This is a genomic window from Candidatus Protofrankia datiscae (assembly GCF_000177615.2).
Lineage (GTDB): Bacteria > Actinomycetota > Actinomycetes > Frankiales > Frankiaceae > Protofrankia > Protofrankia coriariae.
In genome coordinates this window covers 5112787-5136794 of the sequence record NC_015656.1, presented here as the reverse complement: position 1 = coordinate 5136794, position 24008 = coordinate 5112787, and the positions used below count along the sequence as shown (strand labels likewise).

The 24008-nt window shown below is 70.5% G+C and carries 18 protein-coding genes; 9 read left to right on the top strand and 9 right to left on the bottom strand.

The features are described 5' to 3' along the window. Positions 1–310: 310 nt before the first annotated feature. Entirely contained in the window at positions 311–1348 is a 1038-nt protein-coding gene (locus tag FSYMDG_RS21650) for a ferric iron reductase (RefSeq protein WP_013875506.1), read from the bottom strand. After that, on the bottom strand, positions 1345–1725 hold the full coding sequence (locus FSYMDG_RS21645; RefSeq protein ID WP_043604202.1) for a hypothetical protein: 381 nt from the start codon (positions 1723–1725) through the stop codon (positions 1345–1347). Before FSYMDG_RS21645 ends, FSYMDG_RS21650 begins: the two co-directional genes overlap by 4 nt. Before the next feature lie 57 nt (positions 1726–1782). Here FSYMDG_RS21645 and FSYMDG_RS21640 point away from each other — a divergent pair, with 57 nt between their 5' ends. From FSYMDG_RS21640 to FSYMDG_RS21605, 8 genes are all read left to right on the top strand, one after another. Beyond that, complete coding sequence (locus FSYMDG_RS21640; RefSeq protein WP_013875504.1) at positions 1783–3660, top strand: pyridoxal phosphate-dependent decarboxylase family protein; 1878 nt, start codon at positions 1783–1785, stop codon at positions 3658–3660. Positions 3661–3780: 120 nt separating this feature from the next. Then, on the top strand, positions 3781–5268 hold the full coding sequence (eutB, locus tag FSYMDG_RS21635; RefSeq protein ID WP_013875503.1) for an ethanolamine ammonia-lyase subunit EutB: 1488 nt from the start codon (positions 3781–3783) through the stop codon (positions 5266–5268). Between the two features lie 996 nt (positions 5269–6264). Continuing rightward, on the top strand, positions 6265–7563 hold the full coding sequence (locus FSYMDG_RS21630; RefSeq protein ID WP_013875501.1) for a glycosyltransferase: 1299 nt from the start codon (positions 6265–6267) through the stop codon (positions 7561–7563). After that, positions 7560–9548: a galactose oxidase-like domain-containing protein gene (locus tag FSYMDG_RS21625; RefSeq protein WP_013875500.1), complete on the top strand. Its 1989-nt coding sequence runs from the start codon at positions 7560–7562 to the stop codon at positions 9546–9548. Before FSYMDG_RS21630 ends, FSYMDG_RS21625 begins: the two co-directional genes overlap by 4 nt. 35 nt (positions 9549–9583) lie before the next feature. Further along, complete coding sequence (locus FSYMDG_RS21620) at positions 9584–9973, top strand: hypothetical protein (protein ID WP_131796778.1); 390 nt, start codon at positions 9584–9586, stop codon at positions 9971–9973. Positions 9974–10247: 274 nt separating this feature from the next. Next, on the top strand, positions 10248–10892 hold the full coding sequence (locus tag FSYMDG_RS21615; RefSeq protein ID WP_237702910.1) for an SCO family protein: 645 nt from the start codon (positions 10248–10250) through the stop codon (positions 10890–10892). Between the two features lie 177 nt (positions 10893–11069). Further along, complete coding sequence (locus FSYMDG_RS23545; RefSeq protein ID WP_237702909.1) at positions 11070–13208, top strand: glycosyltransferase family 2 protein; 2139 nt, start codon at positions 11070–11072, stop codon at positions 13206–13208. Next, entirely contained in the window at positions 13205–15049 is a 1845-nt protein-coding gene (locus FSYMDG_RS21605; RefSeq protein WP_013875496.1) for a glycosyltransferase family 39 protein, read from the top strand. Before FSYMDG_RS23545 ends, FSYMDG_RS21605 begins: the two co-directional genes overlap by 4 nt. Positions 15050–15077: 28 nt before the next feature. Here the strand turns inward: FSYMDG_RS21605 and FSYMDG_RS21600 are convergent, their stop codons facing one another. The 6 genes from FSYMDG_RS21600 to FSYMDG_RS21575 all read right to left on the bottom strand — a co-directional run bounded on the left by FSYMDG_RS21600 (position 15078) and on the right by FSYMDG_RS21575 (position 21469). Further along, positions 15078–15830, bottom strand: a complete 753-nt coding sequence (locus FSYMDG_RS21600) for a type III pantothenate kinase (RefSeq protein WP_013875495.1) — start codon at positions 15828–15830, stop codon at positions 15078–15080. Continuing rightward, positions 15830–16918: a carboxylating nicotinate-nucleotide diphosphorylase gene (gene nadC, locus FSYMDG_RS21595; RefSeq protein ID WP_083828561.1), complete on the bottom strand. Its 1089-nt coding sequence runs from the start codon at positions 16916–16918 to the stop codon at positions 15830–15832. Before nadC ends, FSYMDG_RS21600 begins: the two co-directional genes overlap by 1 nt. 175 nt (positions 16919–17093) lie before the next feature. Continuing rightward, a complete protein-coding gene (locus FSYMDG_RS21590) occupies positions 17094–18881 on the bottom strand; it encodes an L-aspartate oxidase (protein ID WP_013875493.1) in 1788 nt (595 codons plus the stop codon). Further along, on the bottom strand, positions 18878–19405 hold the full coding sequence (panD, locus tag FSYMDG_RS21585) for an aspartate 1-decarboxylase (protein ID WP_013875492.1): 528 nt from the start codon (positions 19403–19405) through the stop codon (positions 18878–18880). The genes FSYMDG_RS21590 and panD overlap by 4 nt, the downstream gene beginning before the upstream one ends. A 2-nt stretch (positions 19406–19407) precedes the next feature. After that, positions 19408–20307: a pantoate--beta-alanine ligase gene (gene panC / locus FSYMDG_RS21580; RefSeq protein ID WP_013875491.1), complete on the bottom strand. Its 900-nt coding sequence runs from the start codon at positions 20305–20307 to the stop codon at positions 19408–19410. 241 nt (positions 20308–20548) lie between these two features. Then, positions 20549–21469, bottom strand: a complete 921-nt coding sequence (locus FSYMDG_RS21575) for a phosphoribosylaminoimidazolesuccinocarboxamide synthase (protein ID WP_013875490.1) — start codon at positions 21467–21469, stop codon at positions 20549–20551. Between the two features lie 205 nt (positions 21470–21674). Between FSYMDG_RS21575 and purB the strand changes: the two genes are divergently transcribed. Then, the gene (gene purB / locus FSYMDG_RS21570; RefSeq protein ID WP_050803624.1) at positions 21675–23144 is read left to right on the top strand and encodes an adenylosuccinate lyase; all 1470 of its coding nucleotides are present in this window, start codon (positions 21675–21677) and stop codon (positions 23142–23144) included. 215 nt (positions 23145–23359) lie between these two features. Here the strand turns inward: purB and purE are convergent, their stop codons facing one another. After that, on the bottom strand, positions 23360–23887 hold the full coding sequence (purE, locus tag FSYMDG_RS21565) for a 5-(carboxyamino)imidazole ribonucleotide mutase (RefSeq protein WP_013875488.1): 528 nt from the start codon (positions 23885–23887) through the stop codon (positions 23360–23362). Positions 23888–24008 lie beyond the last annotated feature (121 nt).

Below are 24008 nucleotides of genomic sequence, written 5' to 3'. Positions count from 1 at the left end.
TGGCCACCGGGAGGTGGTCCGCCCCACGGTCCTGGCTGCCCGCTCGGATGGTCGCGAAAAGCAATCGCTATAGCGCTCCGGCGTCCGACTGCCGCGCAGAGAATGGAATATTACTCAGGGTAATAGTGTAATCAGTAAGCTATATTATTTGGTGATGCCGTACGGTCGCCGTCTCCCGACGGAATGGCAGGGGTGCGCTGGTCGCACCGGGTCAACCAAAGCCGAATGATCATGTTGTCGTCCCGGGCGGACAGGCCTACGTGTAACCATGTGATTACTCGTGGTATCGGGAGTGCGGATCCGCCGGTGCTTATCCGACCGCCAACCCGTCATCGCCCTGCGTGTCTATCCACTCGCGCAGGCGCGCCTCGCGTTCCGAATCGGGTGTGAACGGGCATGTGGTGCAGTACTGCGAGCTCATCCGGTGGGCGAGGCAGCACGAACCCCGACGCATCGCCGTCTGCCGGCGGCCGCGGTGGACGAACTCGAACCACGCCGGACGGGCCCGCATCGGTGGGCTGGCGAGAGCGAAGAAGGCGTCGGCCTCCGCCCGCCCGATGTCCGGATCCCGGGTTGTCCGCTCGGTCAGCAGGAACGTCCGGCCGCACTGCCCGGCCACCATGCCCCACAACGCGGACGGGCCCAGGCGCGCCCGCGCCCGCAGGGCCGTGACCAGCGGCTCGAAGTGCCCGACCAGAGCGGCCGCCAGCCGTTGCCGCAGGACGTCCCGGTCGGCGGCCACGTCGATTGCCCGGTCGGCCGTCGGGCCGGTTGCCAGGTCGGTCGCCGCGGCGGCCCGCCGGCCGGCCAGCGGGGTGTGCCGGCGATCGTCCACCGCCGGTGGGGTCGCCGCGGACAGGGCCGGGTCGTCCGCGAGCACGGTCACACGGTCGGAATGAAAAGCCGTGACGTCGAACCATCCACCGGGCGCGGCGTGCAGGGACATGCCAGCCGCGCACACGTCCGGTACCCGGCTGTGCAGCATGTACGCGGCAATGGCGAACCCGACCACGCCACCGGCGTAGGCGCTGAGGAAATGGGTGGCCGCGACCTCCCGGCCGTACCCGTAGGTGTCGGACATCGTCCGCAGCTCCCGGTCGAGCGCGCCGTCGGCCAGCAGGTCGGCGCAGTACAGCCACCCGGCGGCGTCACGTCCCGGACGACCGATGCGCCCCGACTGCCCGTCGAGCACCCTGGCGGCGGCTTCCAACGTTTCCGCCAGCGGCGGGCGTGCCTGCGCCGGTACGGTTCGCGACGGCTGGCAGCCCGGTATCCGCCACAGGTACTCCTCGGCCAGTGGCCACGGGTACTTCTCGGCCAGCGGAGCGTGCCGGTGGCAGGTCCTCACCGGGAGCGTCCGGTGAACGCCGGCACGGCCACGACGCCGTGTCGGTACGACAGGTCCGGGATGCCGGACTTTATAATGATCATATTTTGGACGGGTGGAACCGGTTCCGACGACGGGTGGACGGTGGACGGGTGGAGGGTGGATGCCGCGGGCTCCCGACCGGGCCGGCTGACCGGCGCCGCACAGGCCCGCCGATGGTCGCCGGGGACGCCACCGAGGGCATGGCTGCCGGCGGCACGGCCGCTCGCGGGGCGTCCGCTGATGCCGCGGTGGCGCGCGGTGCCGCCGGTGCGGGCGTGGCCACGGGTGCGGTTGGGGATCGCGTCGGGGACGGGGATCGCGGTGGGTTTCGCCGGTCCGTCGTTGGAGTGGCGCATGTTTTTAGGTAAACCTAAGTTCATGCGTAGCGTCAACTCGCCGGCGGTGACAGTGGGATGTGTCGCTCCGGCACAGTTGTGTCACAGCCACGGGACTCCCGGGCACATGCGGCGCCCCCGGTCCGGTCACCCTGCCGGAGCTGTCAGGGCGGCACGGTGACCGTCCCGCCCGGGGGCGGCCGTCCATCCGCCGCGCGGGCCGACGCCCTGCCAGCCGATGCCGGCCGGGCCGCCGCCGCGCCGGCTGATGCGGCGCTGGCCGGCGCCAACCGGGCGGATGACGGGTTGGCAGATGACGGGTTGGCAGGTGGGGCTGGTGGGATCGACCGGCTGCGGTCGCTGCTGGCCGTCGCGCTGGACGGGCTCGCGGCCGGGGCGGCGGCCCGCGGCGGCCCCCTGCCGGCCGGCGGCCCGGCGGATGTGGCCGGCTGGGCCCACGACGCGCTGACGGGTCGGGCCGGCCACGATCATGCCTCGCCCGCCTCCGGGGCCCAGGAGCGTCCCGCCCCGACCCCCTGGACGCTTCCCGCCGAGGGGGTCGGAGCGCCCACCGCTCTGTCCGGGCTCACCCGCATGTTCGCGCGGGGGGCGGCCGATCCGGCCGATCCGGCCTGCGCGGCCCACCTGCACTGTCCGCCGCTTGCCGTTGCCGTCGCCGCCGACCTCGTGGTCTCGGTGCTGAACCCGTCCCTGGACTCGTGGGACCAGGCGCCCGCGGCCACCGTGTTGGAGACCGAGGTCGTCGCCGCGCTCGCCGGGCTGGTCGGGTTCGATCCCGCTGTTGCCACCGGCGCGATCACCACCGGTGGCACGGCGTCCAACCTCACCGCGCTGATGCTGGCCCGCGACACCCTTCGCACGCCGGGCACGGCTCCGTCGGGCCCGCTTCCATCGGGTACGGCTCCATCGGACGCGGGTGGGTCGGGCGCGTCCGCGGCGGCCACCGGCGTGCCGGGCCGTCCGGCCGTGCGGGTGTTCTGCTCGTCCGCCGCGCACTTCTCGATCGGACGGGCCGCGGCGGTGCTCGGTCTGGATCCGGACGCGGTGGTGCCGGTCGCGACCGACGGCGCGCACCGGCTCGACCCGTCCGCCCTGGACGCCGTGGTCTCGCGCGCCTGGCGCGACGCCGACCGCGCCGGGCGGCGGTTGGTCCCGGTGGTCGTCGCGACCGCCGGCACGACCGACGTGGGCGCGATCGACCCGCTGCGGGCGGTGGCCGAGGTGGCCCGCGCGTACGGCGCCTGGGTGCACGTGGACGCGGCCTACGGTGGTGGGGCGCTGCTGTCGGACCGGCTCGCCCCCCTGCTCGACGGGATCGCCGAGGCGGACTCGGTCGCCCTCGACCTGCACAAGCTGGGCTGGCAGCCGATAGCGGCCGGGGTCCTGCTCACCCGGGACGCGGGTGGCTGGGTGGCGCTGGAGGACGAGGTCGCCTACCTCAACGCGGCCGACGACACGCTGGCCGGCTATCTGAGCCTGCTCGGGCGCTCGCTGCGCACCAGTCGGCGCGCCGACGCCTTCAAGATCGCTGTGACGCTCCGGGCGCTGGGACGCCACGGGCTCGGCCGGCTGGTGGACGCCTGCCACGACCTGGCCCGCCACGCCGCCGCGCGGATCAGTGCCCATCCGCGTCTGGAGCTGGCCGCGCCGGTGACCCTGAGCACGGTCGTCTTCCGCTATCTGCCAGTAGCTGCCACCGCCGGTGGCGCTGCTGCCGGCCCCGCCGCCAGTAGCGTCGACGCCGACGGGATCAACGCCCGGTTGCGGCGACGGCTGCTGGACTCCGGCCGGGCCGTCGTGGGACGCACCGAGTTCGGAGCGGACCGTTCGGTCCACCTCAAGCTGACTCTGCTGAACCCGGCTGCCACGACGAGTGACGTCGATGCTCTGCTGAGTGCTGTGATCGAGGCCGGTGACGCCGAAGATCGGGGCTGATGTCACGGGCCGTCAGCGCTTCGGTGTACGGCAGTCGTCGTCGACCATCAGCGGTCGTGCGATGCTCCCGAAGCCGGGAGTGGTGGCCGCAACCCGGGGCCGGCATAGAGAGGGTGGACCGTGGGTTTCCATTCGGTCGTGCATGGTGAGCGGTACGTGTTCGCGGATCTGGTGGAACTGCTCGCCAGGGCGGGTGAGGAGAAGTCCGGCGACCGGATGGCGGGCCTCGCGGCGTACTCGGCGGCCGAACGGCTGGCGGCCAAGCAGGCGCTCGCCGACGTCCGGTTGTCGGAGATCGTCGCGACACCGCTGATCGACGATGCCGTCACCGACCTGATCGTCGGAGTCCATGACGCGGAGTGCTTCGGCCCCCTGTCGTCCCTGACCGTCGGTGAGTTCCGCGATCTGGTACTGCGGCCGGACTTTCCCGTGCGGTGGCATTCCGGGCTGGCCGGCGGAATAACGCCGGAGGTGGCCGCGGCGGTCGCCAGAATCATGAGTGACAGGGAACTGGTCATTGCCGCGAAACCGCTGCGGACGGTCACCCGTTGCCGAAGCACCATGGGTGAGACCGGTGTGTTCGGCGTGCATGTCCGCCTGAACCATCCGTTGGACGATCTTGAAGGTATCCTGCTGCCGGCGTTGGACGGCCTGATGTCCGGCCGCGGCGACGCCGTGCTCGAGGTGGACACGTCGATGGAGTCGGCCGCGCAGGTGGAGCGGGCCCTGCGTGGGCTCGGCTCGCTCGTCAGGCAGCTCGAGGTACCGACCCAGACCTGCGTTCTCGGGCGGCTCGTCACCCAACTCGCCGCCATGGAGGCGGGTGCGCCCCTCGACCTGCTGTTCAGCCGGCTCGGGGGGACGGAAAGCGCGAACCGGGCCTTCGGGGTGGACCTGGGTCTGCTGGACGCCGGCCGGCGGGCCGTTCTCGAGCATCACCGTGACCGGGCCGGTGACTTCGTCGGCGACCAGGTGACGTATTTCGCGGTCGGGCAGGGCAGCGCGTTCCCGCTGGAGGCACATCACGGTCTGGACCAGCTCACAATTTCCGCCCGGGCATACGGGGTTGCCCGCGCCTTCGATCCTTTTCTGGTGAATTCCGTGGTCGGATTCGGCGGGGTGGACCATCTGTCCGACTCTCGACAGGTCATCCGGGCCGGGCTGGAGGATCACTTTGTCGGCAAACTGCTGGGCCTGCCGATGGGCTGCGACGTCTTCTGTGCCGGGCGGGCCGACGACGGCCGGAACACCGGTGACGATCTGCTGATGCTGCTGGCCGCCGCCGGCTGCAACCACGCGGCGGGCGTACCCCCCGGCCATCCCGTGCCCAGGCAGGCGACCGGGCCCGGCCAGGTGGCCGGCCGGGGGGTGACGGGCATCGATGACGCGATCGGGGTGCGGGACCTCTTCGGGCTGCGCCCGGCCCCGGAGTTCGCCGCCTGGCTGGCCGACCGTGGCCTGTCCAGCGGGCATGGCCTGCCCGAGCCGGCCGGTTCGCCGCGGCGCGCCGGCCGGCTCGGCGCGCCGCCGGAGCGCTGGCTTGTCGATCCGGTCAAGCCGATGGCGGCGTTCCTCGAGGACGGTCTGGACTGGGCAAGGCTGTCGTAAATCCGTCATACCGTTGCGCATACCGTTGTGTATGGCGTCGTGCGTGGTGTCTTCTTCCCGCGGGTGTTCCAGGGCGGCCGAGTCCGATGGACGTCCGGAACAGGCACGGCGAACGTCTACGACGGGCCTGATGGCGCCTGTTGTGGCACGGTTCATAGCTTGTAATCGGTGCGTGATTATGAGAAACAAGGCCGATTACTGTCGGTAGTTTCCGCACGTCGACTAATAACCGAGAGTAGTTCCGGTGATTTTTGCAGCGCGTTCGCCGCTGCTGGGAGCCGTCCGATACGCACGTGTCACATCGGCGGCCACCCCAGGTTTCGATCGTCTCCTGGTACGTTCGCTGCACACCGATCACGATTTGCGTCACCGGAGTGGATCCGGAGGGTTGTATTCCTAGTTCGTTTCGCCGTCGTCGTGCCGTGACCGAACCGACGGGCTGAAGTTCCGCGGGCCTGGCCCACCGTGTTCCGAGCCGCGGTAGTCGGCATGCTTTCCACGTGGGCCGGGCCCGCGTGACCAGTTTTCTTCCGTACCGGTGCGCACGGCGGATTCTTCCGGCCGGCGGAAAGCTCGGGTCCGGGAGAAAAACAATAATCGCGTCATTCTCGGTTCTCCGCCGTTCCGGGTGCCCCGGATCTGCCGAGCCGCCTGGACCGCCCGGAGCCGCCGAGCCGCCCGGACCAGCCGGATCGGCCTTCCGGAGATCCGGGCGGGACCCCGAGCACGAAAAAGAGCACGATCGCACGTTCTTCGGCCGCCCGGACTTCCGGCGGCCACCGAGCGGGTGGAAAAAATAGGACCGCGCACTCCGCGGCCGACCGGACAGCAGCTGTCAGGAATTTGTCAGGAATTTGTCATGAATCTGTCAGGAATCTGTCGGAAAGAGCCGCGCCAACATTTCATATGCCGTACCGGGAACACCGGTCACGGCAACTCGTGTACGCGGTGGCCGGCCGCGGTGGCCGGCCACCGCGAACCAGGGGAGATCAGCGGATGAGTGTGCCTGACGAGCGTGTCTTCGATGCCTACCTGGCAGACCTGGTGCCACGGCCGCGAGCTTCCTCGGCGGTGCTTTCGACCACGTCCACCACATCCTTTCCCGGTTACCGGCCGGACGAGCAGATGGTCGTCTCGGTCGTGGTGCCGACCCGGAACGAGGCAGCGAACATCGAGCCGCTGCTGCGCCGCCTCGACGCCGCGCTGGCCGGCCTGCCCAGCGAGGTCATCTTCGTGGACGACTCGGACGACGACACGCCTGAGATCGCCATGGGGCTCCGTCGTTCCGTCCGGATGCGGATCCGGGTCCATCACCGGCCCGCGCCCTACCGGACGGGTGGCCTCGGGGGAGCCGTCACCGAAGGCATCCGGCTGTGCCGTGCCGACTATGCCGTCGTCCTCGACGGCGACCTCCAGCATCCGCCCGAGGTCGTTCCCGAACTGCTTGCCGCGGCCGTCAGCGGCGATGTCGACGTCGTCGTCGGCAGCCGGTACGTCACCGGGGGAAGCGCCTCGGGGCTCGCCAACGGAGCGCGCCGGCTGGTGTCCTCCAGCGCGAACCTGCTGTCCCAGCTCGTCTTCCCGCTGCGGCTGCGTGGCGTCTCGGACGTGATGAGCGGCTTCTTCCTCGTTCGGGTCGCCGCGCTGGATCTGGACCGGCTCCGCCCGGACGGCTACAAGATCCTGCTCGAGCTGCTGGTGCGGACCGGCCGGCTGCGTGTCGTCGAGGTCGGCTACGTCTTCGGTGAACGGCACGCCGGCGAGTCGAACGCGTCGGTGTCGGAGGGCGTCCGGTTCGCCCGGCGGCTGTTCTCGCTGCGGGTGCCGAGGGCGGCGAGATTCGCCCTGGTGGGCGTCTCCGGAACGTTGCCCAACATTGCCGGGACCGCTCTCCTGCACCATGCCGGAATGCATTACATGGCAGCCGCCGTGCTCGCCACACAGCTCGCCATCCTCTGGAACTTCATCGGCTGCGACCTGCTGGTCTGGGAGCGCGGAAACCAGTCCAGGGCCCGTCGGTACCTGCCTTTCGCGGTGCTGAACAACCTTGACCTCGTCATCCGGCTGCCGCTGCTCGGGCTGTTTGTCGACCGGTGGCACACAAGCGTTCCGGTGGCCACGTTCGTGACGCTGGCGGTCGCTGTTTCCGTTCGTTACGTTCTGGTCGACAGGATGATCTACAGCGAGCGGCAGCGGCCGGCCCGCAGGCATTCCCAGTACGGCCGCGGCGCGGTCGCCAGCGCGATGGGGGCCGGGGCAGCGGGGAGCGGGGCGATGGGGGAGGCCGAGGCGTGACCGGATCCGAAAAACGGCGGCGGATCGGCCGGCGTCGTGCGCTCGCCGCGCTGCTCGCCACCGCCGCCGTCCAACTGGTTGCCGTCGTTGTCGTCACCCCGGAGTCAGCAAGGGCCATCACCTGCGCACCTGAGGAATGGGCCGGCGACTACTTCGCCAACCCGACACTGACGGGGGCGCCGGCCGACTCACGGTGCGACGGCAACATCGGTTTCGACTGGGGGGAGACCGGCCCGGGGATCGGCGGCATCGGTGGGGCGGGATATTCCGTCCGCTGGACCAGGAACGCCCTGTTCCAGGCAGGGGAATATTCGTTCACGGCCACGGCCACGGCCACGGCCACGGCCGACGACGGTATCCGGGTCTATCTCGACGACGTCCCCGTCATCGACGAGTGGCGGGACCAGGGTGCGAGCAGCTTCGCGGCGACCAGGCCCGTTGCCGCCGGAACGCACAAGGTGACCGTCGAGTACTACCAGGGTGTCGGCGGCGGGCTGGTGCGCGCCAGCTACAGCGGGGGCGGGGATCCCGGGCCGGTACCTCCGCCGCCGCCGGGCGGCTGCACGGGCGACTGCCAGGGCTCCTGGCAGGTCCTGCCCTACGAGTCGCCGGTGCGTTCGGTGCACGCCACGGTGCTGCACACCGGGAACGTGCTGCTCGTCGCCGGCTCCGGCAACGACGGGGCCGCGGCGGCGAACAACCAGCTCGTCTCGAAGGTGTGGAACCCGCTGACCGCCGAGTTCGCCGACGTGCCCACCCAGGAGGACCTGTTCTGCGCCGGGCACACTCAGCTTCCCGACGGGCGGATTCTGCTCGCGGGCGGGACGTTGGAGTATCCGACGCCGACCAGTAACTACAAGGGCCTGGCGATCAGCTACATCTTCGATCCGATGACGAACACCTATACAAAGATCGGCGACATGCCGGGCGGTGGGCACTGGTACCCGTCCCTGGTGAACCTTGGCGACGGTTCGGTGTTCGCGACCGGCGGGCTCAACGAGAATGGCTCCGGAAATGTCGCCGTCGAGATGTTCGACTCTCGGAAGAGCCAGTGGAAACCCTTCAACGAGGTACCGCAGACGTACTTCTACTGGGGTCTCTACCCGAACATGGTGCTGATGGCGGACGGCCGGCTCTTCTATGCCGGGACGCACACCTTCGGTAACGCGCTGCCGAACACCTCGGGGTCGGAGATCTACGACATCGCCACCGGGACGATCACAGATGTCCCGGGTCTGCGGGACATCGACTTCCGGGACCAGGGTGCGACGGTGCTGCTGCCGCCGGCACAGGCCCAGAAAGTGGCCAACTTCGGCGGCGGGAACACCTACAGCGATCTTGACCCGACCAGTCACACGGACATCATCGACCTGCGTCAGCAGGATCCGCAGTGGACGGCCGGGCCGGACCTGCCGGCAGCCAAGATGTATGTCAGCGCCGTCATCCTGCCCGACGGAAAGGTGTTCGAGACCGGCGGGGCAAAGCACAACTATCCCGAGTACGCCGTGCACGAGGCGTCGATGTATGACCCGGTCACCAACACGTTCACGCCGATGCCGGCGGATCCGCTGGCGCGGATGTATCACTCGGAGTCCTTCCTCCTCCCGGACGGCCGGGTGGCGTCGATCGGTAACAACCCGGCGACCGGGGCATTCGACCTGGGTATCTCGGTCTACTCCCCGTGGTACATGTCGAGGCCGCGGCCGGCCATCACCGCCGCCGCCGAGCAGTTCGACCTCGGGTCGACGCAGAACCTGACCGTGAGCGGGAACATCGGCCGGGTCACGCTGATCCGCCCGGCGTCGGTGACCCACCAGTCGGACCCGAACCAGCGCAGCGTCGACCTGCCGACAACCGGCACCGGGACGAACATCAGCGTGACCGTCCCGAGCAATCCGAACATCATTCCTGCCGGTTACTACATGATGTTCGTCCAGGATACGAACGGAGTTCCATCCGTGGCGAAGTGGGTGCATGTCGGATGACCCGACGGAAAATCCTTCTCAGCGCGGTGACGGCGGTGTGTGTCACGGTGGGCCTGTTGGTCGGCCTGCGGGCGACCGGTGTTTTCGGCCCGTCAGCCGGCGACAGCGGGGGCACCCGGCCGGTCGCGGCCGAAAACACGCTCGGAGCTGGCAACCGGGATCTCAGCGGCCGGATTCAGCCGCATGGAAACGGCCGACCGTCGCCCGCGACGCTGTGGGTGGACGGCTGCGACCACAACTATGTGAAGGCCAGCGACAACACGAACGTCTGCGTCCCGAAGATCGCCCCCGGTGGTGTTCCGGTCGACTGCGAATTCCTGCGGAAATCCGGCTTCGGGGCGTTGAAGGTGACAGGAACGGACAGCAAGAACCTGGCCGGCACCGGCGGCAACGCCCCGCGTGGCACGACGGTCTGCGCCGACTAGACCCCGCCGGTTCTCCCGGATTCCTGGGATTCCTGGCGGCCAGCCGAGCCGGTCCGCCGGGAATCCCGGGCACGGAAAACCCGTCGTCACGCCGTCCGCACCCGAGGTAACGGTCGGAAACGGGACATGGATCACGGTGCCACGGGTCCGTGGCCAGTGGCACAGCCCTGCCGTTTCGATCCGGTCAGCAGTTCAGAAAGGCCAGGAACATGCCCCCCTGCGATGCACCGGTCGGGCCGACGCCGTGAGGCGGGCCCTGAGCGGAACCGCCGTCATGGCCCTGCTCTGTCTGGCCGGCAGCGCCGGCTGCGCCACGAGCGAGCCCACGCACCCGGCCGACGGCCCGCCGGTACGGTCGTCAGCGGCTGTCGCCACGGCCACCGGCGGCTGGCACGGCACCGTCCCGAAGGTCTCCCGCTCCCGGCCGTCGTTCACCCTGACGGACACCGCCGGGCACAGTTTCGACTTCGCGCGGCAGACCGCCGGCCGAGCCACCCTGCTCTTCTTCGGCTACACGAACTGCCCGGACGTCTGCCCGACGACCATGGCCGACATCGCCGCCGCCAAACGGCTGGCCAGAAACGATGCCGGGTCGGCGCTCACGGTCGTCTTCGTGACCACGGATCCCGGGCGGGACAGCGCCGAGGCGCTCCGGCGCTGGCTCGACCAGTTCGACTCCTCGTTCACCGGCTCACCGGCTCACCGGCTCACCGGCTCACCGGCTCGCCGGCGCAGATCGACGCCGCGCAACAGGCCGTGGGCATACCGCTCGCGCAGACGCAGCAGGCGCCCGGCGGCCAGTACGACGTGGCGCACGCGGCCCAGGTCGCCGCCTACGGCGTCGACGACGTCCAACACGTTCTTTATTTCGCCAGTTCCACGGTTGCCGACTACGCGGCCGATCTGCCGAGGTTGGTGACTGCTTCGGGAGAACGCCCGTGAGAACAGCGGGCCACCGTGCCCGGTCCCGGGCCGTTGCCACCCGGTCGATGCCGGCCATTCGTACCGACCACTCAGGTAGGGATCAGTGAACCTCAATCAGGCGCTGGCCGCGCCACCGTCGCTTCACGCTTTCCTGACGAGGATGCCAGGGCAGTTGCGTTTCATCACGGCCGGTGGGACGAGCATTGCCGCACGGGTCGCGCTGATGGCTTTCATCGGCTGTTTCTTCGGGGCCTGGGGACGGGCCGGATACGGATTTTCGGTGGTCGCCGCGACGGGCCTGCTGTGGGGCCTGGACCGTGGCTTCACCTGGCGTGGACACGATGGCGGCCGGCTCAGGCCCGCCATCGCCCGGGTCTCGACCGAATCGGTCGGCTGGCTGCTGTTCACCGCGCTGACGGAGCTGGCGGCGAACTCCTCGCCAACGGGGCAGGCCGGCCCACGTAACCTGTTGGCCGCCGCGGTCTGCGCCCTGGTGGTGGTTTCCGCTCACCTGCTGATGTATTCCTGGTTCGTCTTCGGCTCCACCCTGACAGCCGCGTCCGTCCGTGTGCTGCACGGTGTTCTTCTGCTGCCCGCGTGGCCGTTGTTCGTCGAGACGGCACAGGCGCTGTATCGCGGCCGTGACAACGTGGCGATCGGTATCTGGACGGTGGTGTCGCTGTCGATGCTGCTGATCGCCGGTCTGACGCTGGTGCGGGCCCAGTACGGCTGGCAGCTGCCCGACCGGGTCGACCACGTCGACCTGGAGGACCAGGCGTCCCCCGGATACACCTTCTCGCTGATCGTGCCCGCCCGTCAGGAGCCCGTTCTCGGGCGCACGCTGACCCAGCTGCTCGCCGGTGACTATCCGCCGCATCTTTTCGAACTGGTCGTCGTCGTGTCGGACGACGAGCTCGACCGGGAGACCCGCGAGGTGGCACAGGAGTTCGCCGGCCGATACCCCAACGTACGGATCGTCACACCCAGCGGTGCGCAGCGGAGCAAACCGCTCTCCCTCGAGGACGCGCGAAAGCACTGCCACGGCGAGCTGATAGGAATCGTCGACGCGGAGTCCCTGATCGCCCGCGGTCTGCTCGGCTACGTCAACACCCTGGCCGTGCGTCACCCGGAAACCGGGATCTTTCAGGGCGGCGTCCAGCTGATGAACGTTCGCGGCCCCCGCTGGCGGCGGCCGGAATCCGCCGGGATGCTGCGCGCGCTGGTCGACTGGGCCGACAGCGGGACGTCGTGGTGGCGGGCGCGTAACTGCCTGGAGTACTACATCTGGTTCATGTCGCGGCTGCGCTACCAGGCGAAGGCGCGTTTCATCCCGCTTGGCGGCAACACCGTGTTCGTCCGGCGCGAGGTTCTCGACCGGCTCGGCGGCTGGGACGTCTCCTGCCTGACGGAGGACTGCGACCTCGGTGTGCGCGCCTCGGTGGCCGGCGTCACCACCACGGTTTTCTACCATCCCGAGCTGACCACCCAGGAGGAGACGCCAGAAAGCCTGAAGAAACTCGTGGTGCAGCGCACCCGTTGGATGATGGGTTTCATCCAGGTCTTCCGGAAGGGCGACTGGCGCCGGCTGCCGGGCTGGCGGCAGCGGGTGCTCGCCGCCGAGATGCTGTTGATGCCGTTCTTCCAGGCCATGGCCGGCCTGGTCCTGCCGACCTCCATGCTGCTCACGTTCTTCCTGAGCGCCCCGGTGGGTATTGTGATCATATTCTGGCTGCCGCTCCTCGCGATGCTGATGCTGACGCTCACCGAGGAGGCCGCCTTCCGGGAGTTCGCCGACGCATACCGGATCAGGGTGACTCCGCTGGACAGCGCCCGGCTGATAGCCAGCGCGCCGGTCTACCAGCTCGTGCTGTCGCTGGCGGCACTGCGGGCCGTCGTGCGGCTGTTCCAGAGAAAACTCGAATGGGAGAAGACGACACATGTCGGCGCCCACCACGTGGTGATACCAGGTCCGGCCCAGCCGGCGCTCCGAAATCACCGCGAGCCCGTCCTCAGGCCCGGAACGCCTGTCGCCTCCGTGTTCCCTGCCGCCGCTGAAGCGTTCACCGGTTCCGAGGTGCTTGCCGGCTCCAGGATTCCTGCCGGATCCGGGATCGCCGCCACTTCCGGGGTTTCCGCCGGGCTGGCGAAGCCGATCGGAGAGCGTCGCAAGCCGATCGGGGAGGTTCGGCAACCGGTCCGGCAGCTCCGGGAGGCCCAGGTCCCTGAGCAACTGACGGGACAGCGGCGCGGCGACCGTGTCTTCACGCCGCCCGGGGTCCAGTTCCCCGAACCGTTCGAGGGGGCTCTGTGACCACCAGCACGCTCCCGCTTCTCGACCGCGGCGCAGGCACTGGCACCGCACCGGCCGACAACCGGCGTGGCCGCCGGTTCGGCGGATTCACCGACTCGGTCGCGACCGTCCGCGACCGGATGACAGCCTGGCTGTTGGCGCACTGGCATAGCATCATCATCCTCGCCGTGCTCATCGTCGTCTGCGGGCTCGTACACGGCATCAACCAGGACGGCTGGCCCGGCCGTGTCAACGACGACGAGGGCACCTACACGGCGCAGGCATACGCCATGGAGTACTGGGGCCAAATCGCCCACTACACATACTGGTACGACCATCCTTTCGGTGGCTGGCTGCTTATCGCCGTCTACACGACGCTCACACACGCGTTCGAGCGGGCACCGACAGCGGTGGCTGCCGCCCGCGAGTGCATGTTCGTCGTCCATCTGGTGAGCTGCGCGCTGCTTTACCTGCTGGCCCGCCGGCTGGCGCTGCGACGGGTGTTCTCGGCCGCCGCGGTCCTGTTGTTCTCCCTGGCACCGCTCGCGGTCTGGTACCAGCGGATGGCCTTCCTCGACAACATCGCCGTGATGTGGGTGCTGGCGGCGCTGGTCTGCGCGGCATCCCCCCGGCGCAGCGCCGGCGCGGCGATCTGGGCCGGTGTCTTCATGGCCTTCGCCTTCTGGTCGAAGGAGACGACCCTCATTCTCCTGCCGGCCGTCTACCTGCTGCTCCGCCAGAACCGTGACCGGCGGAACTGGCGGTTCGTACGCCAGAACTTCCTCGGTTTCCTCACTGTGATCTGCGGCCTCTACGTCCTCTACGCCGTCATCAAGAACGAGCTGTTCGAGGGCGCCAGTCACGTCTCGCTGATCGGCGCGACCAGGTGGCAGCTGTTCGACCGGCCGGCGAGCGGAAGCCTGCTGAACGCGGACAGCAGCACCCGCAGCATGGCGAACCTGTGGCTGGAGATCGACCCCTATCTGCTGTGCGCGGGCGTTATCGCCGCGTTCCCGGCGCTTTTCGTCAGGCGTCTGCGGGTGGTCGCGATACTGCTGCTGATCCAGCTCGCCTTCATGTTCCGGAACGGATACATGCCATACGCGTACGTGACGGCGATGCTGCCGTTCGCGGCGCTGTGCGTGGCCGGCATGCTCGATGCGCTGCTGCCGTACTACCGGCCACCGACCGCCAACGCCGCGCGCGACCGCTCCGGGGACATGGCTGGCAGCGCGCTCCACGACCCGCCGCGTGATCCGGCGCCTGCCGTGGAAACGCGCTCGCTGTCCCGCCGGCCCCCGATATCGGCCCTGACTCTGGCATCAGCCCCGACGTCGGCTTCGTTCGCGGCCCCGCTCCCGGCCGCGGCCGAGCCTGCCGTGCTCGGCACCTGGATACGCCTGGTGGCGGTGGCCAGCATCGTGACGGCGGGACTGCTGACGCTCCCGGAGCACTGGGCACCGAAGCTGCACACAGCACTGACCGCCGACGACAGCGCGCCGAGCCGGGAGGCGGCCCGCTGGTACATCGAGAACATCCCGGACGGCAACATCGTCGTCACCGACGACAACATATGGACGGACCTGGAGTTGGCCGGCAAGAAGCCCGAGCCGATCTGGTTCTACAAACTGGACCTCGACCCGGCCGTCCGTGAAAAGCTGAAGAACGGCTGGCAGGACGTCGACTACTTCATTCTCGGCGACCTGACCCCCGTCACCCTGAACGACCTCCCCATGGTCGCCGAGGGTCTGCGGAACTCGATAGTCGTGAAATCCTTCGGCGCTCACGGCGAGATCGCAGTCCGCAAGGTGATCAGACCCGGCTGCCCGGCAACCCCCACGGCCGCAGCCCCAGGCTGCTGACAGTCCCGGCCGCCGGCAGCACTCCCTTTTATGTGTTCTTCTCGAAGATGAGGCGGAGGCCGATGAGGGTCAGGTGGGGTTCGTGGTGCTGGAGGGTTTCGCTCTCGCGGATGACGAGGGAGGCCAGCCCGCCGGTGGCGATGACCACGGGGTCGGCGTCCAGTTCGTTGCTGATGCGGCGTACCAGGCCGTCCACCTGGCCCACCACACCGTAGATCATGCCGGACTGGAGGCACTCGACGGTGTTCTTTCCGATCACCGATCGTGGTGGTATGAGCTCGACGTTGCGCAGTTGCGCCGCCCGCGACGCAAGCGCGTCCAGGGCGATCTCGATACCCGGGGCGAACGCGCCGCCGAGGAACTCGCCGCGGCTGGAGACCACGTCCAGGTTCGTGGACGTCCCGAAATCGACGATGATCGCCGGACCGCCGTAGAGGTGGTGGGCGGCCAGCGCGTTCACGATCCGGTCCGCGCCGGCCTCCTTGGGGTTGTCGATGAGGATCGGCACCCCCGTTCTCGTGCCCGGCTCCACCACGACGGCGGGCACCTTGCGGAACGCGCGCACCACCATGCGCCGGATCTCCCGCAGGGCCGCCGGCACGGTCGAGCACACCGAGATGCCGTCGACGTCGTAGTCCAGGAGCAGACCGCGGAACAGCAGCGACAGTTCGTCCGCGGTCGAGTGCGGGTTGGTGCGTACCCGCCAGGAATCCATCAGGTCCTCGCCGTCGAAGACGCCGAGGACGGTGTTGGTGTTGCCGATGTCGATCGTGAGCAGCATCAGGGCGTCCCCGATCCGGCGCCCGCCTCGGGCGCGACGTCCGAGGCGGGCGCCGGGCCCGGACCCCGGCGCGGGGAGAGGTCGAGATCGAGGCCCAGGTCCAGCGCGGGCGCCGAGTGGGTCAGCGCTCCGATCGCCAGATAGTCGACGCCGGTCTCGGCCACGCGGCGGGCCATGTCGAGGGTCAGCCCGCCGCTGGCCTCCAGCTCGACGCCGTTCGGACGGGCGATCGCGACCGATTCACGCAGCTCGTCCAGGCTCATGTTGTCGCAGAGGATCAGGTCCGCGCCGGCTGTCACGGCCTCGGCGACCTGGGCCACCGTGTCGCACTCGACCTCGACCGGCAGGCCGGGGAACCTCGCCCGCACCGCGGCGAACGCCGCCGCCACCCCGCCCGCGGCGACCACGTGGTTGTCCTTCACCAGCGCCGCGTCCGCCAGCGACATCCGGTGGTTGCGCCCACCTCCACAGCGCACCGCGTACTTCTCCAACGCGCGCAGCCCGGGCAGGGTCTTGCGGGTGTCCCGGATCGCCGCCCCCGTACCGTCCACCGCGTCGACCCACCGCCGGGTCGCCGTGGCCACCCCAGAGAGGTGGCACAGCAGGTTCAGCGCCGTGCGTTCGGCGGTGAGCAGGGCGCGGACCGGGCCCGCGACGGTCAGGACGGCGTCCCCGGGGCTCACCTGGTCACCGTCCGAAGCGACGATCTCGATGTCCAGACCACCGGTCCAGCCGCTCTCCGCGTCCGCGTGCTCGTCGGCGGCCGCATCCCCACGGTGGACGTCCGACGGATCCCGCGTCGGGCGGACGCCTGTGGGCTCGTGCCGTGCCGGGTAGCGGTCGGTGAGGACCACCTCGAAGACGGCCGCGGCCACCGGCAGGCCGGCGACGACTCCCCGGGCCCGGGCGACGACCGCTCCCCGGCCAGCCAGGTCGGGCGGCACGGTCGCGACCGACGTCGTGTCGACCGAGTCCGGATCATAACTACTCACTGTACGGACCGCAGCATCCGCCGTGGCGTCCAGGGGCGCCACCGGATCCGCTGGGAGCGCGGGCAGATCCTCGGCGACGGCGCCGCGGATGAGCATGACGAGCGCGTCCGGATCGAGCCCGGCTGACACCAGTGCGCTGCGGGTCTCCTGCGACAGCGGTGACAACGACGGTGACGGCGGTGACAACGGCGACGGTGACGGCGGTGACAACGGCGACGGCGACGGCGGTGACAACGGCGACGGCGGGGACGGCAGTGGCATCAGGCTGGCATCAGGCCTGGCCCGAGGCGTGCCCGGCGGTTGCCGGGTAGCCCGGAAGAGGCGGAGCCTCCGCGACGTCCAACGGCTCGTATGTCACTGAGAGCTCACCTTCCGCGTCCAACTGGGTGAGGATGTGGCCACGCCAGCGTGCGTCGTCAGTGATACCGAAATCTTCCCGCCAGTGCGAGCCACGGGTTTCCTGACGCATTGTGGCAGCCGCGACCAGCGCGGTGGCGACGGTCCGCAGGTTGGTCATCTCCCAGGCGTCCGGGCCGGCGGTGACCGTGCCGCCGACCCGCGGGTCCCCGAGGGCGGCCAGCGTCTTCGCGGTCGCCCGCAGGCTCTGCTCGCTGCGCAGCACCCCGGCGCCATCGGCCATGGCACGGGCCAGGTCGGCACGGGCCGCCGGGTCGGCAAGCCCGGTCGAGCCGCTTCCCACCACCGGGTTCGCCGGCTTCGTCGGGCTGGGCAGCCCCCGGGCGAGATCGGTGCCGATGCGGGCGGCGAAGACCAGCCCCTCCAGCAGGCTGTTGGACGCCAGCCGGTTCGCTCCGTGCACGCCCGTGCACGCGACCTCCCCGCACGCGTACAGCCCGGGGACGCTGGTACGCCCCCAGACGTCGGTGCGCACACCGCCGCTGGCGTAGTGCGCCGCCGGGGCGACCGGGATCGGCTCGCGGAGCGGGTCCACGCCGGCGGCCCGGCAGCGGGCAGTGATCGTCGGGAAGCGTCGCAGCAGGGTGGAACTGCCCAGGCCGCGGGCGTCGAGGTAGAGGTGGTCGACGCCCTGGGCGGCCATCACCCGGGACATCTGCTTGGCGACGACGTCTCGCGGCGCCAGGTCGGCGAGCGGGTGGACGCCGTCCATCACCCGGTGCCCGGCGGCGTCCACCAGAAGGGCGCCCTCACCGCGCATGGCCTCGCTGACCAGCGGCTGCTGGCCGGAGCCGGGTGGCGCGGGCGCACCGGTCCCCGGGCCCGCCCCCGCCCCCGGTCGCGTGGCCGCTTCCGTCGACGGCGGGACCAGCCACAACGCGGTCGGATGGAACTGGACGAACTCCAGGTCGGTGACGACCGCGCCGGCGCGCAGCGCCAGCGCCACACCGTCCCCGGTGGACACCGGCGGGTTCGTGGTGGCGGCGAAGACCTGCCCCATCCCGCCGGTGGCGAGGATCACCGCGCGGGCGGCGGCCGCGCCCACCCCGTCCTTACTGCCCTCGCCCAGGACGTGCAGGGTCACCCCGGCGGTGTTGCCGTCGGCGTCCAGCAGCAGGTCGAGGACGAGCGCGTGCTCGATCACCTCGACGCCCGGGTCCGCGCGCACCGCCGCGATGAGGGCCCGTTCGACCTCCAGGCCGGTGGCGTCGCCGCCCGCGTGCACGATCCGGTTGCGCAGGTGGCCGCCCTCGCGGGTCAGCGCGAACCCGCCGGTGGAGCCGTCCCGGTCGAACGCGGCGCCCAGCTCGGCCAGCTCCCGCACCCGCGCCGGCCCCTCGGTGACCAGGATCCGCACGGCGTCGACGTCGCACAGCCCGACCCCGGCGGTCAGGGTGTCGGCCAGGTGATCCTCGGGGGAGTCCTCCGGGGCGAGCGCCGCGGCGATGCCGCCCTGCGCCCAACGGGTCGACCCCTCGTCCAGGTGTGCCTTCGTGACCAGCAGGACCCGGCCGGCGGGCACGGCCGCGCGGGCGTGCAGGACGGCGCTGAGCCCCGCGATCCCCGACCCGATCACCACGATGTCGGCGTCGAGTGCCCAGCCCGGTCGGGATGCCCCGAGCCGGCAGGGCAGGAAGATCATGAACGGATCCGCGTGCCGACCGTGGCCGTCCGCCCGCCGTCCGGCTCGTGCCGGGGCGCCCTCCGCTCGGCTCTTGCCCCGTCGGCGGACAGCGGCGGGACCGACAGCGGCTGGACGATGTCCCCGCGCAGGCTGGAGGGGTCGTCCGGGATCGCCGCCGCCGGATCCTGGCCGCGGGCGACGATCCGGTTGGCGGCGTCCACGAACAGCACCCGCGGGGTGAACCGACGGGCCTCGGCGTCGGCCATGACCGCGTACGCCAGGATGATCACAAGATCTCCGGGGTGGACGAGCCGGGCTGCCGCGCCGTTGATCCCGATGATCCCGCTGCCGGGCGGACCCGCGATCGCGTAGGTCTCCAGCCGGGCACCGTTGTCGATGTCGACGATCGTGACCTGCTCGCCGGGGAGCAGGTCCGCGTCCGCCATCAGGTCGGCGTCGATCGTGACGGAGCCGACGTAGTGCAGATCGGCCTGGGTGACCGTGGCGCGGTGGATCTTCGATTTGAGCATGGTCCGGAACACGGTCAGCCGTCCTCCCCGGGCAGCGTGAGCTCGATGTTGTCGATCAGCCGGGTGGTGCCAACCCGGGCCGCGACCAGCAGTAGCGCCTGGCCGATACGTACCGGTGCCAGATCGTCGGGACTTGCCAGCCTCAGGTAGTCCGCCCTGACGCCCGGCTCGGCGGCGAGCACCTCGCTGGCGGCGGCCAGCACCACGTCCGCGCCTTCGTCGGCGACGCTCACCCCGACGGCGAGCGCCCGCGGCAGCGCGAGCACGCTGCCGCGCTGGTGGGTGGTCAGGTAGGCGTTGCGGCTGGACAGCGCCAGCCCGTCCGGGGCCCGTACCGTCGGCACCGCGACGATCTCGGTCGGGAAGGCCAGGTCGTGCACCATCCGCCGGACGAGGACGAGCTGCTGGGCGTCCTTCTTGCCGAAGAAGGCCAGGTGCGGCCGGGTCAGGTGGAGCAGGGTCGCGACGATCGTGAGGACGCCGTCGAAGTGTCCGGGGCGGCTGGCGCCCTCCAGTATCTCGCCGAGCGGGCCGGCGCTGACCCGGACGAGCGGCGGGGTTTCGTGCACGATCGGCGGGGCGAAGACGATGTCCACGCCTTCGCGGCCGCACAGCCGCAGGTCGGCGTCGAGCGTCCGGGGGTAGCGGGAGAGATCTTCCCGGGGGCCGAACTGCAACGGGTTCACGAAGATCGTGACGATCAGCTGGTCCGCGCGGGCCCGGGCGGTGCGGATCAGCTCGGTATGCCCGGCATGCAACGCGCCCATCGTCATGACGACAGCTCGTGTAGCATTCGCTGCTAAGGGTGACGTATCGAGTAGCGAATCGAGTTCTGCGCGGCTCTGGGCCAGCTCCGGCTCCCCGTCGTCGGGCGATCGGGGGCGTAGCGAAGCCGCGGTTGCGGATGTGGCCATCAATGTCGTTCCAGTCCTCGTAGGGGTACCGGACGTCGCGCGCCAGCCTAACCCGAACGCGATCGCGCGTGCACGCCTGTCACGTACCGCACATGTGTCAGCGGCTGGCGGTCGCGTCCGTTGGCCACCGGCGGAAGGTTCCGACTGACGGCGGCGCGACCCGGAGGGCTGAGAGTACGCCTCCCGGGCCCGAGACGCCGGGCCCGGGACGGATGTTCTGAAACGCCTGCCCGAGAGACGCCTACCGGGCCTGCGCGGCGGCGACGTAGTCGGCGAAGGAGGTGCCGGTGAGGCGTTCGTACGCCTCGACGTAGCGGGCCCGGGTGGCCTCGACCACCTCCGGCGGAAGCTGTGGGCCGGGAGCGGTCCGATCCCAGCCGGTGGACGCCAGGTAGTCGCGGATGAACTGCTTGTCATAGGACGGCTGGGAGCCGCCGGGCCGCCACTGCTCGGCGGGCCAGAACCGGGACGAGTCCGGGGTCAGCACCTCGTCGCCCAGCCGCAGGACGCCGTCGGCGTCGTGGCCGAACTCGAACTTGGTGTCGGCGACGATGATGCCGCGTTCGGCGGCCACGGCGACCGCCCGCTCAAAGATCGACAGGGTGAGTTTCTCCAGCTCGGCGGCAACCTCGGAGCCCACCTGGGAGGCGGCCTGCGCCCGGCTGATGTTCTCGTCGTGCTCGCCGATCGGCGCCTTCGTCGACGGGGTGTAGATCGTCGCGGGTAGCCGGCTGCCGTCGACGAGGCCGGCGGGCAGCGCGTGGCCGCTGACCTCGCCGGTGCGCTGGTAGTCCTTCAGCCCGCTGCCGGTGAGGTAGCTGCGGGCGACGCACTCGATCGGCACCATGGCCAGCCGCCGGCACAGCATCGACCGGCCGCGCAGTTGCTCGGCGTAGGGGGCGAGTTCGTCGGGGTACTCGGCCACGTCGGTGCTGATCACATGGGACGGTACGAGATCCGCGAGCTGGTCGAACCACCACAGCGACAGGCCGGTGAGGACGGCGCCCTTGTCCGGTATCTCGGTGGGCAGGACCACGTCGAAGGCGGAGATCCGGTCGCTGGCGACCAGGAGAACCGCGTCGTCACCGACCGCGAACATCTCGCGTACCTTGCCCGACCCCAGGTGGGTCAGCCCGGCGAACTCCTCGTGCGTCAGTGGCATGCCTCGACCGTATGCGATGCGCCGGGCCTCTTCGCCGGCAATCAGGACGTCCCAGTCGGTGACGCGGCATAGCGGCCGGTGGCCGGTGGCCGGTGGCCGGATGCTCCCGTCCCGCCGGGATGTTCGGGCCGGTAACGCGACGTCACGGCCGGGTAGGGTTTCCGGGCCGGGGATTCGGGCGCGGTTGTCGGGCACGATGGCCGGTATGGCAACCGAGCACGCGGCCCCCGCACCTCCTACCGCCCCCGAGCCCCCCGAGGTTCCCGACGTCCTGGCCACCCGTTACGCCTCGGCGGAGATCCGGCGGCTGTGGTCGCCGGAGAGCAAGGTGGTCGCGGAGCGCAGGCTGTGGCTGGCGGTGCTGCGCGCCCAGCGGGATCTCGGCCTGGAGCTGCCCGCCGGCGTGATCGAGGACTACGAGCGGGTCCTCACCGAGGTGGACCTGGCCTCGATAGCCCGGCGGGAGCGGCTGCGGCGCCACGACGTCAAGGCCCGCATCGAGGAGTTCAACGCCCTCGCCGGCCACGAGCACGTGCACAAGGGCATGACGTCACGCGACCTCACCGAGAACGTCGAACAACTGCAGGTGCGCAGCTCGCTCGCGCTGATCCGGGGGCGCATGGTCGCGGCGCTGGCCCGGCTGGCCCGGCTGGCCGCCGAGCACGACTCGCTGGTGATCACCGGGCGCAGCCACAACGTCCCCGCGCAGGCGACCACGCTCGGTAAGCGGTTCGCCTCCGCCGGGCAGGAGCTGCTGGCCGCCTTCGAGCGGGTCGAGGACACCCTGGAGCGCTACCCGCTGCGCGGGATCAAGGGCCCGGTCGGGACCGGTCAGGACATGCTCGACCTGCTCGGCGGGGACGAAGCCAGGTTCTCCGAGCTGGAGCGGCGGATCGCCGGCTTCCTCGGCTTCAGCCGGGTGCTGACCAGCGTGGGCCAGGTCTACCCGCGGTCGCTCGACTTCGAGATCGTCACCGCGCTGGTCCAGGCCGTGGCCGGGCCTGCGAGCCTCGCCACGACCATCCGGCTGATGGCCGGCCACGAGCTGGCCACCGAGGGTTTCGCCGCCGGCCAGGTCGGCTCGAGCGCGATGCCGCACAAGATGAACACCCGGTCCTGCGAGCGGGTCGGCGGCCTGTCGGTGGTGCTGCGCGGCTTCGCCGCCATGACCGGCGAGCTTGCCGGGAACCAGTGGAACGAGGGGGATGTGTCCTGCTCGGTCGTGCGCAGGGTGGCGCTGCCCGGCGCGTTCTTCGCCGCCGACGGGCTGTACGAGACGTTCCTGACCGTCCTGGACGACTTCGGGGCCTATCCGGCTGTGATCGCCCGGGAGCTGGACCGCAACCTGCCGTTCCTGGCCACGACGAAGATCCTGATGGCCGCCGTGCGCCGGGGCGTCGGGAGGGAGAGAGCCCACGAGGTCATCCGGGAGCACGCGGTCGCGGTCGCCCTCGCCCTGCGGGAGAAGGGGGCGGAGCACAACGACCTGCTGGCCCGGCTGGCCGGCGACGACCGGCTGGGCCTGGACACGGCCGAGCTGTCGTCGGTGCTGGCCGAGCCGCTGACGTTCACCGGAGCGGCCCGGGCGCAGGTCGCGGCCTTCTGCGCCCAGGTGGACGGCATCGTCAGCCGCTACCCGGACGCCGCCGCCTACACCCCCGAGCCGATCCTGTGACGGCTGCCGGTGGGACGCTCGCCGGCAGGGACACGCCGGGCGGGTGAGACGCGCCCGCCCGGCGGGAACCGTCTGACCGGGGCCCGTCCGAAATGATCATCTGATGTGGCGGGCGAACACGGCCGCCTGCCCGGCGCAGGCCATCTGGCAGGGGTACGCCGGGCAGGCGGGATACGCCGAGGTGCCGGGGACTCGCCGGGAGATGGCCCGGTCGGTCAGCGGTCGGGGGCCAGCGCCTCCTCGAGGCCCGCGGCGGCGGCCTTCTCGAAGTCGTCCTTGAACGCCGTGAGCAGAGCCCGCAGCCCGGGGTCGCTCAGGGCGAGGATCTGGGTGGCCAGCACGGCGGCGTTCGTGGAGTTGTTCAGCCCCACCGTGGCGACCGGCACCCCCGGCGGCATCTGCACGATGGCGAGCAGGGAGTCCATGCCGTCCAGCGCCCCACCCGTGATCGGGACGCCGATCACGGGCAGTGTGGTGAGCGCGGCAACGGATCCGGGCAGGGCGGCGGCGAGCCCGGCGCCGGCGATGACGACCGCGATGCCGCGGGCGGCCAGCTCGTCCACGTATTCCGCGAGGGTGCGGGGGGAGCGGTGAGCCGACACCGACACCTGCTCGTAGGGGACGCCGAAGCGCTCCAGAGTCGCGCCGGCCTTGCTCATCGTCTGGGCGTCCGAAGGGGAGCCGTAGACGATGGCCACCTTTGGTGACCGTGCGTTCGGGTCGTTCCGAGAAATCTCGCTCATACCTGCCTGCTCACTCACCTTCTGAACGACTGGCTGATCGTAGGTGGACGACTGGCGGACCGGCCGCTGGAGCCCGGAGGGGCATCACCCACCCGGCGTCCTACGGCCGTCCCCGGACGGG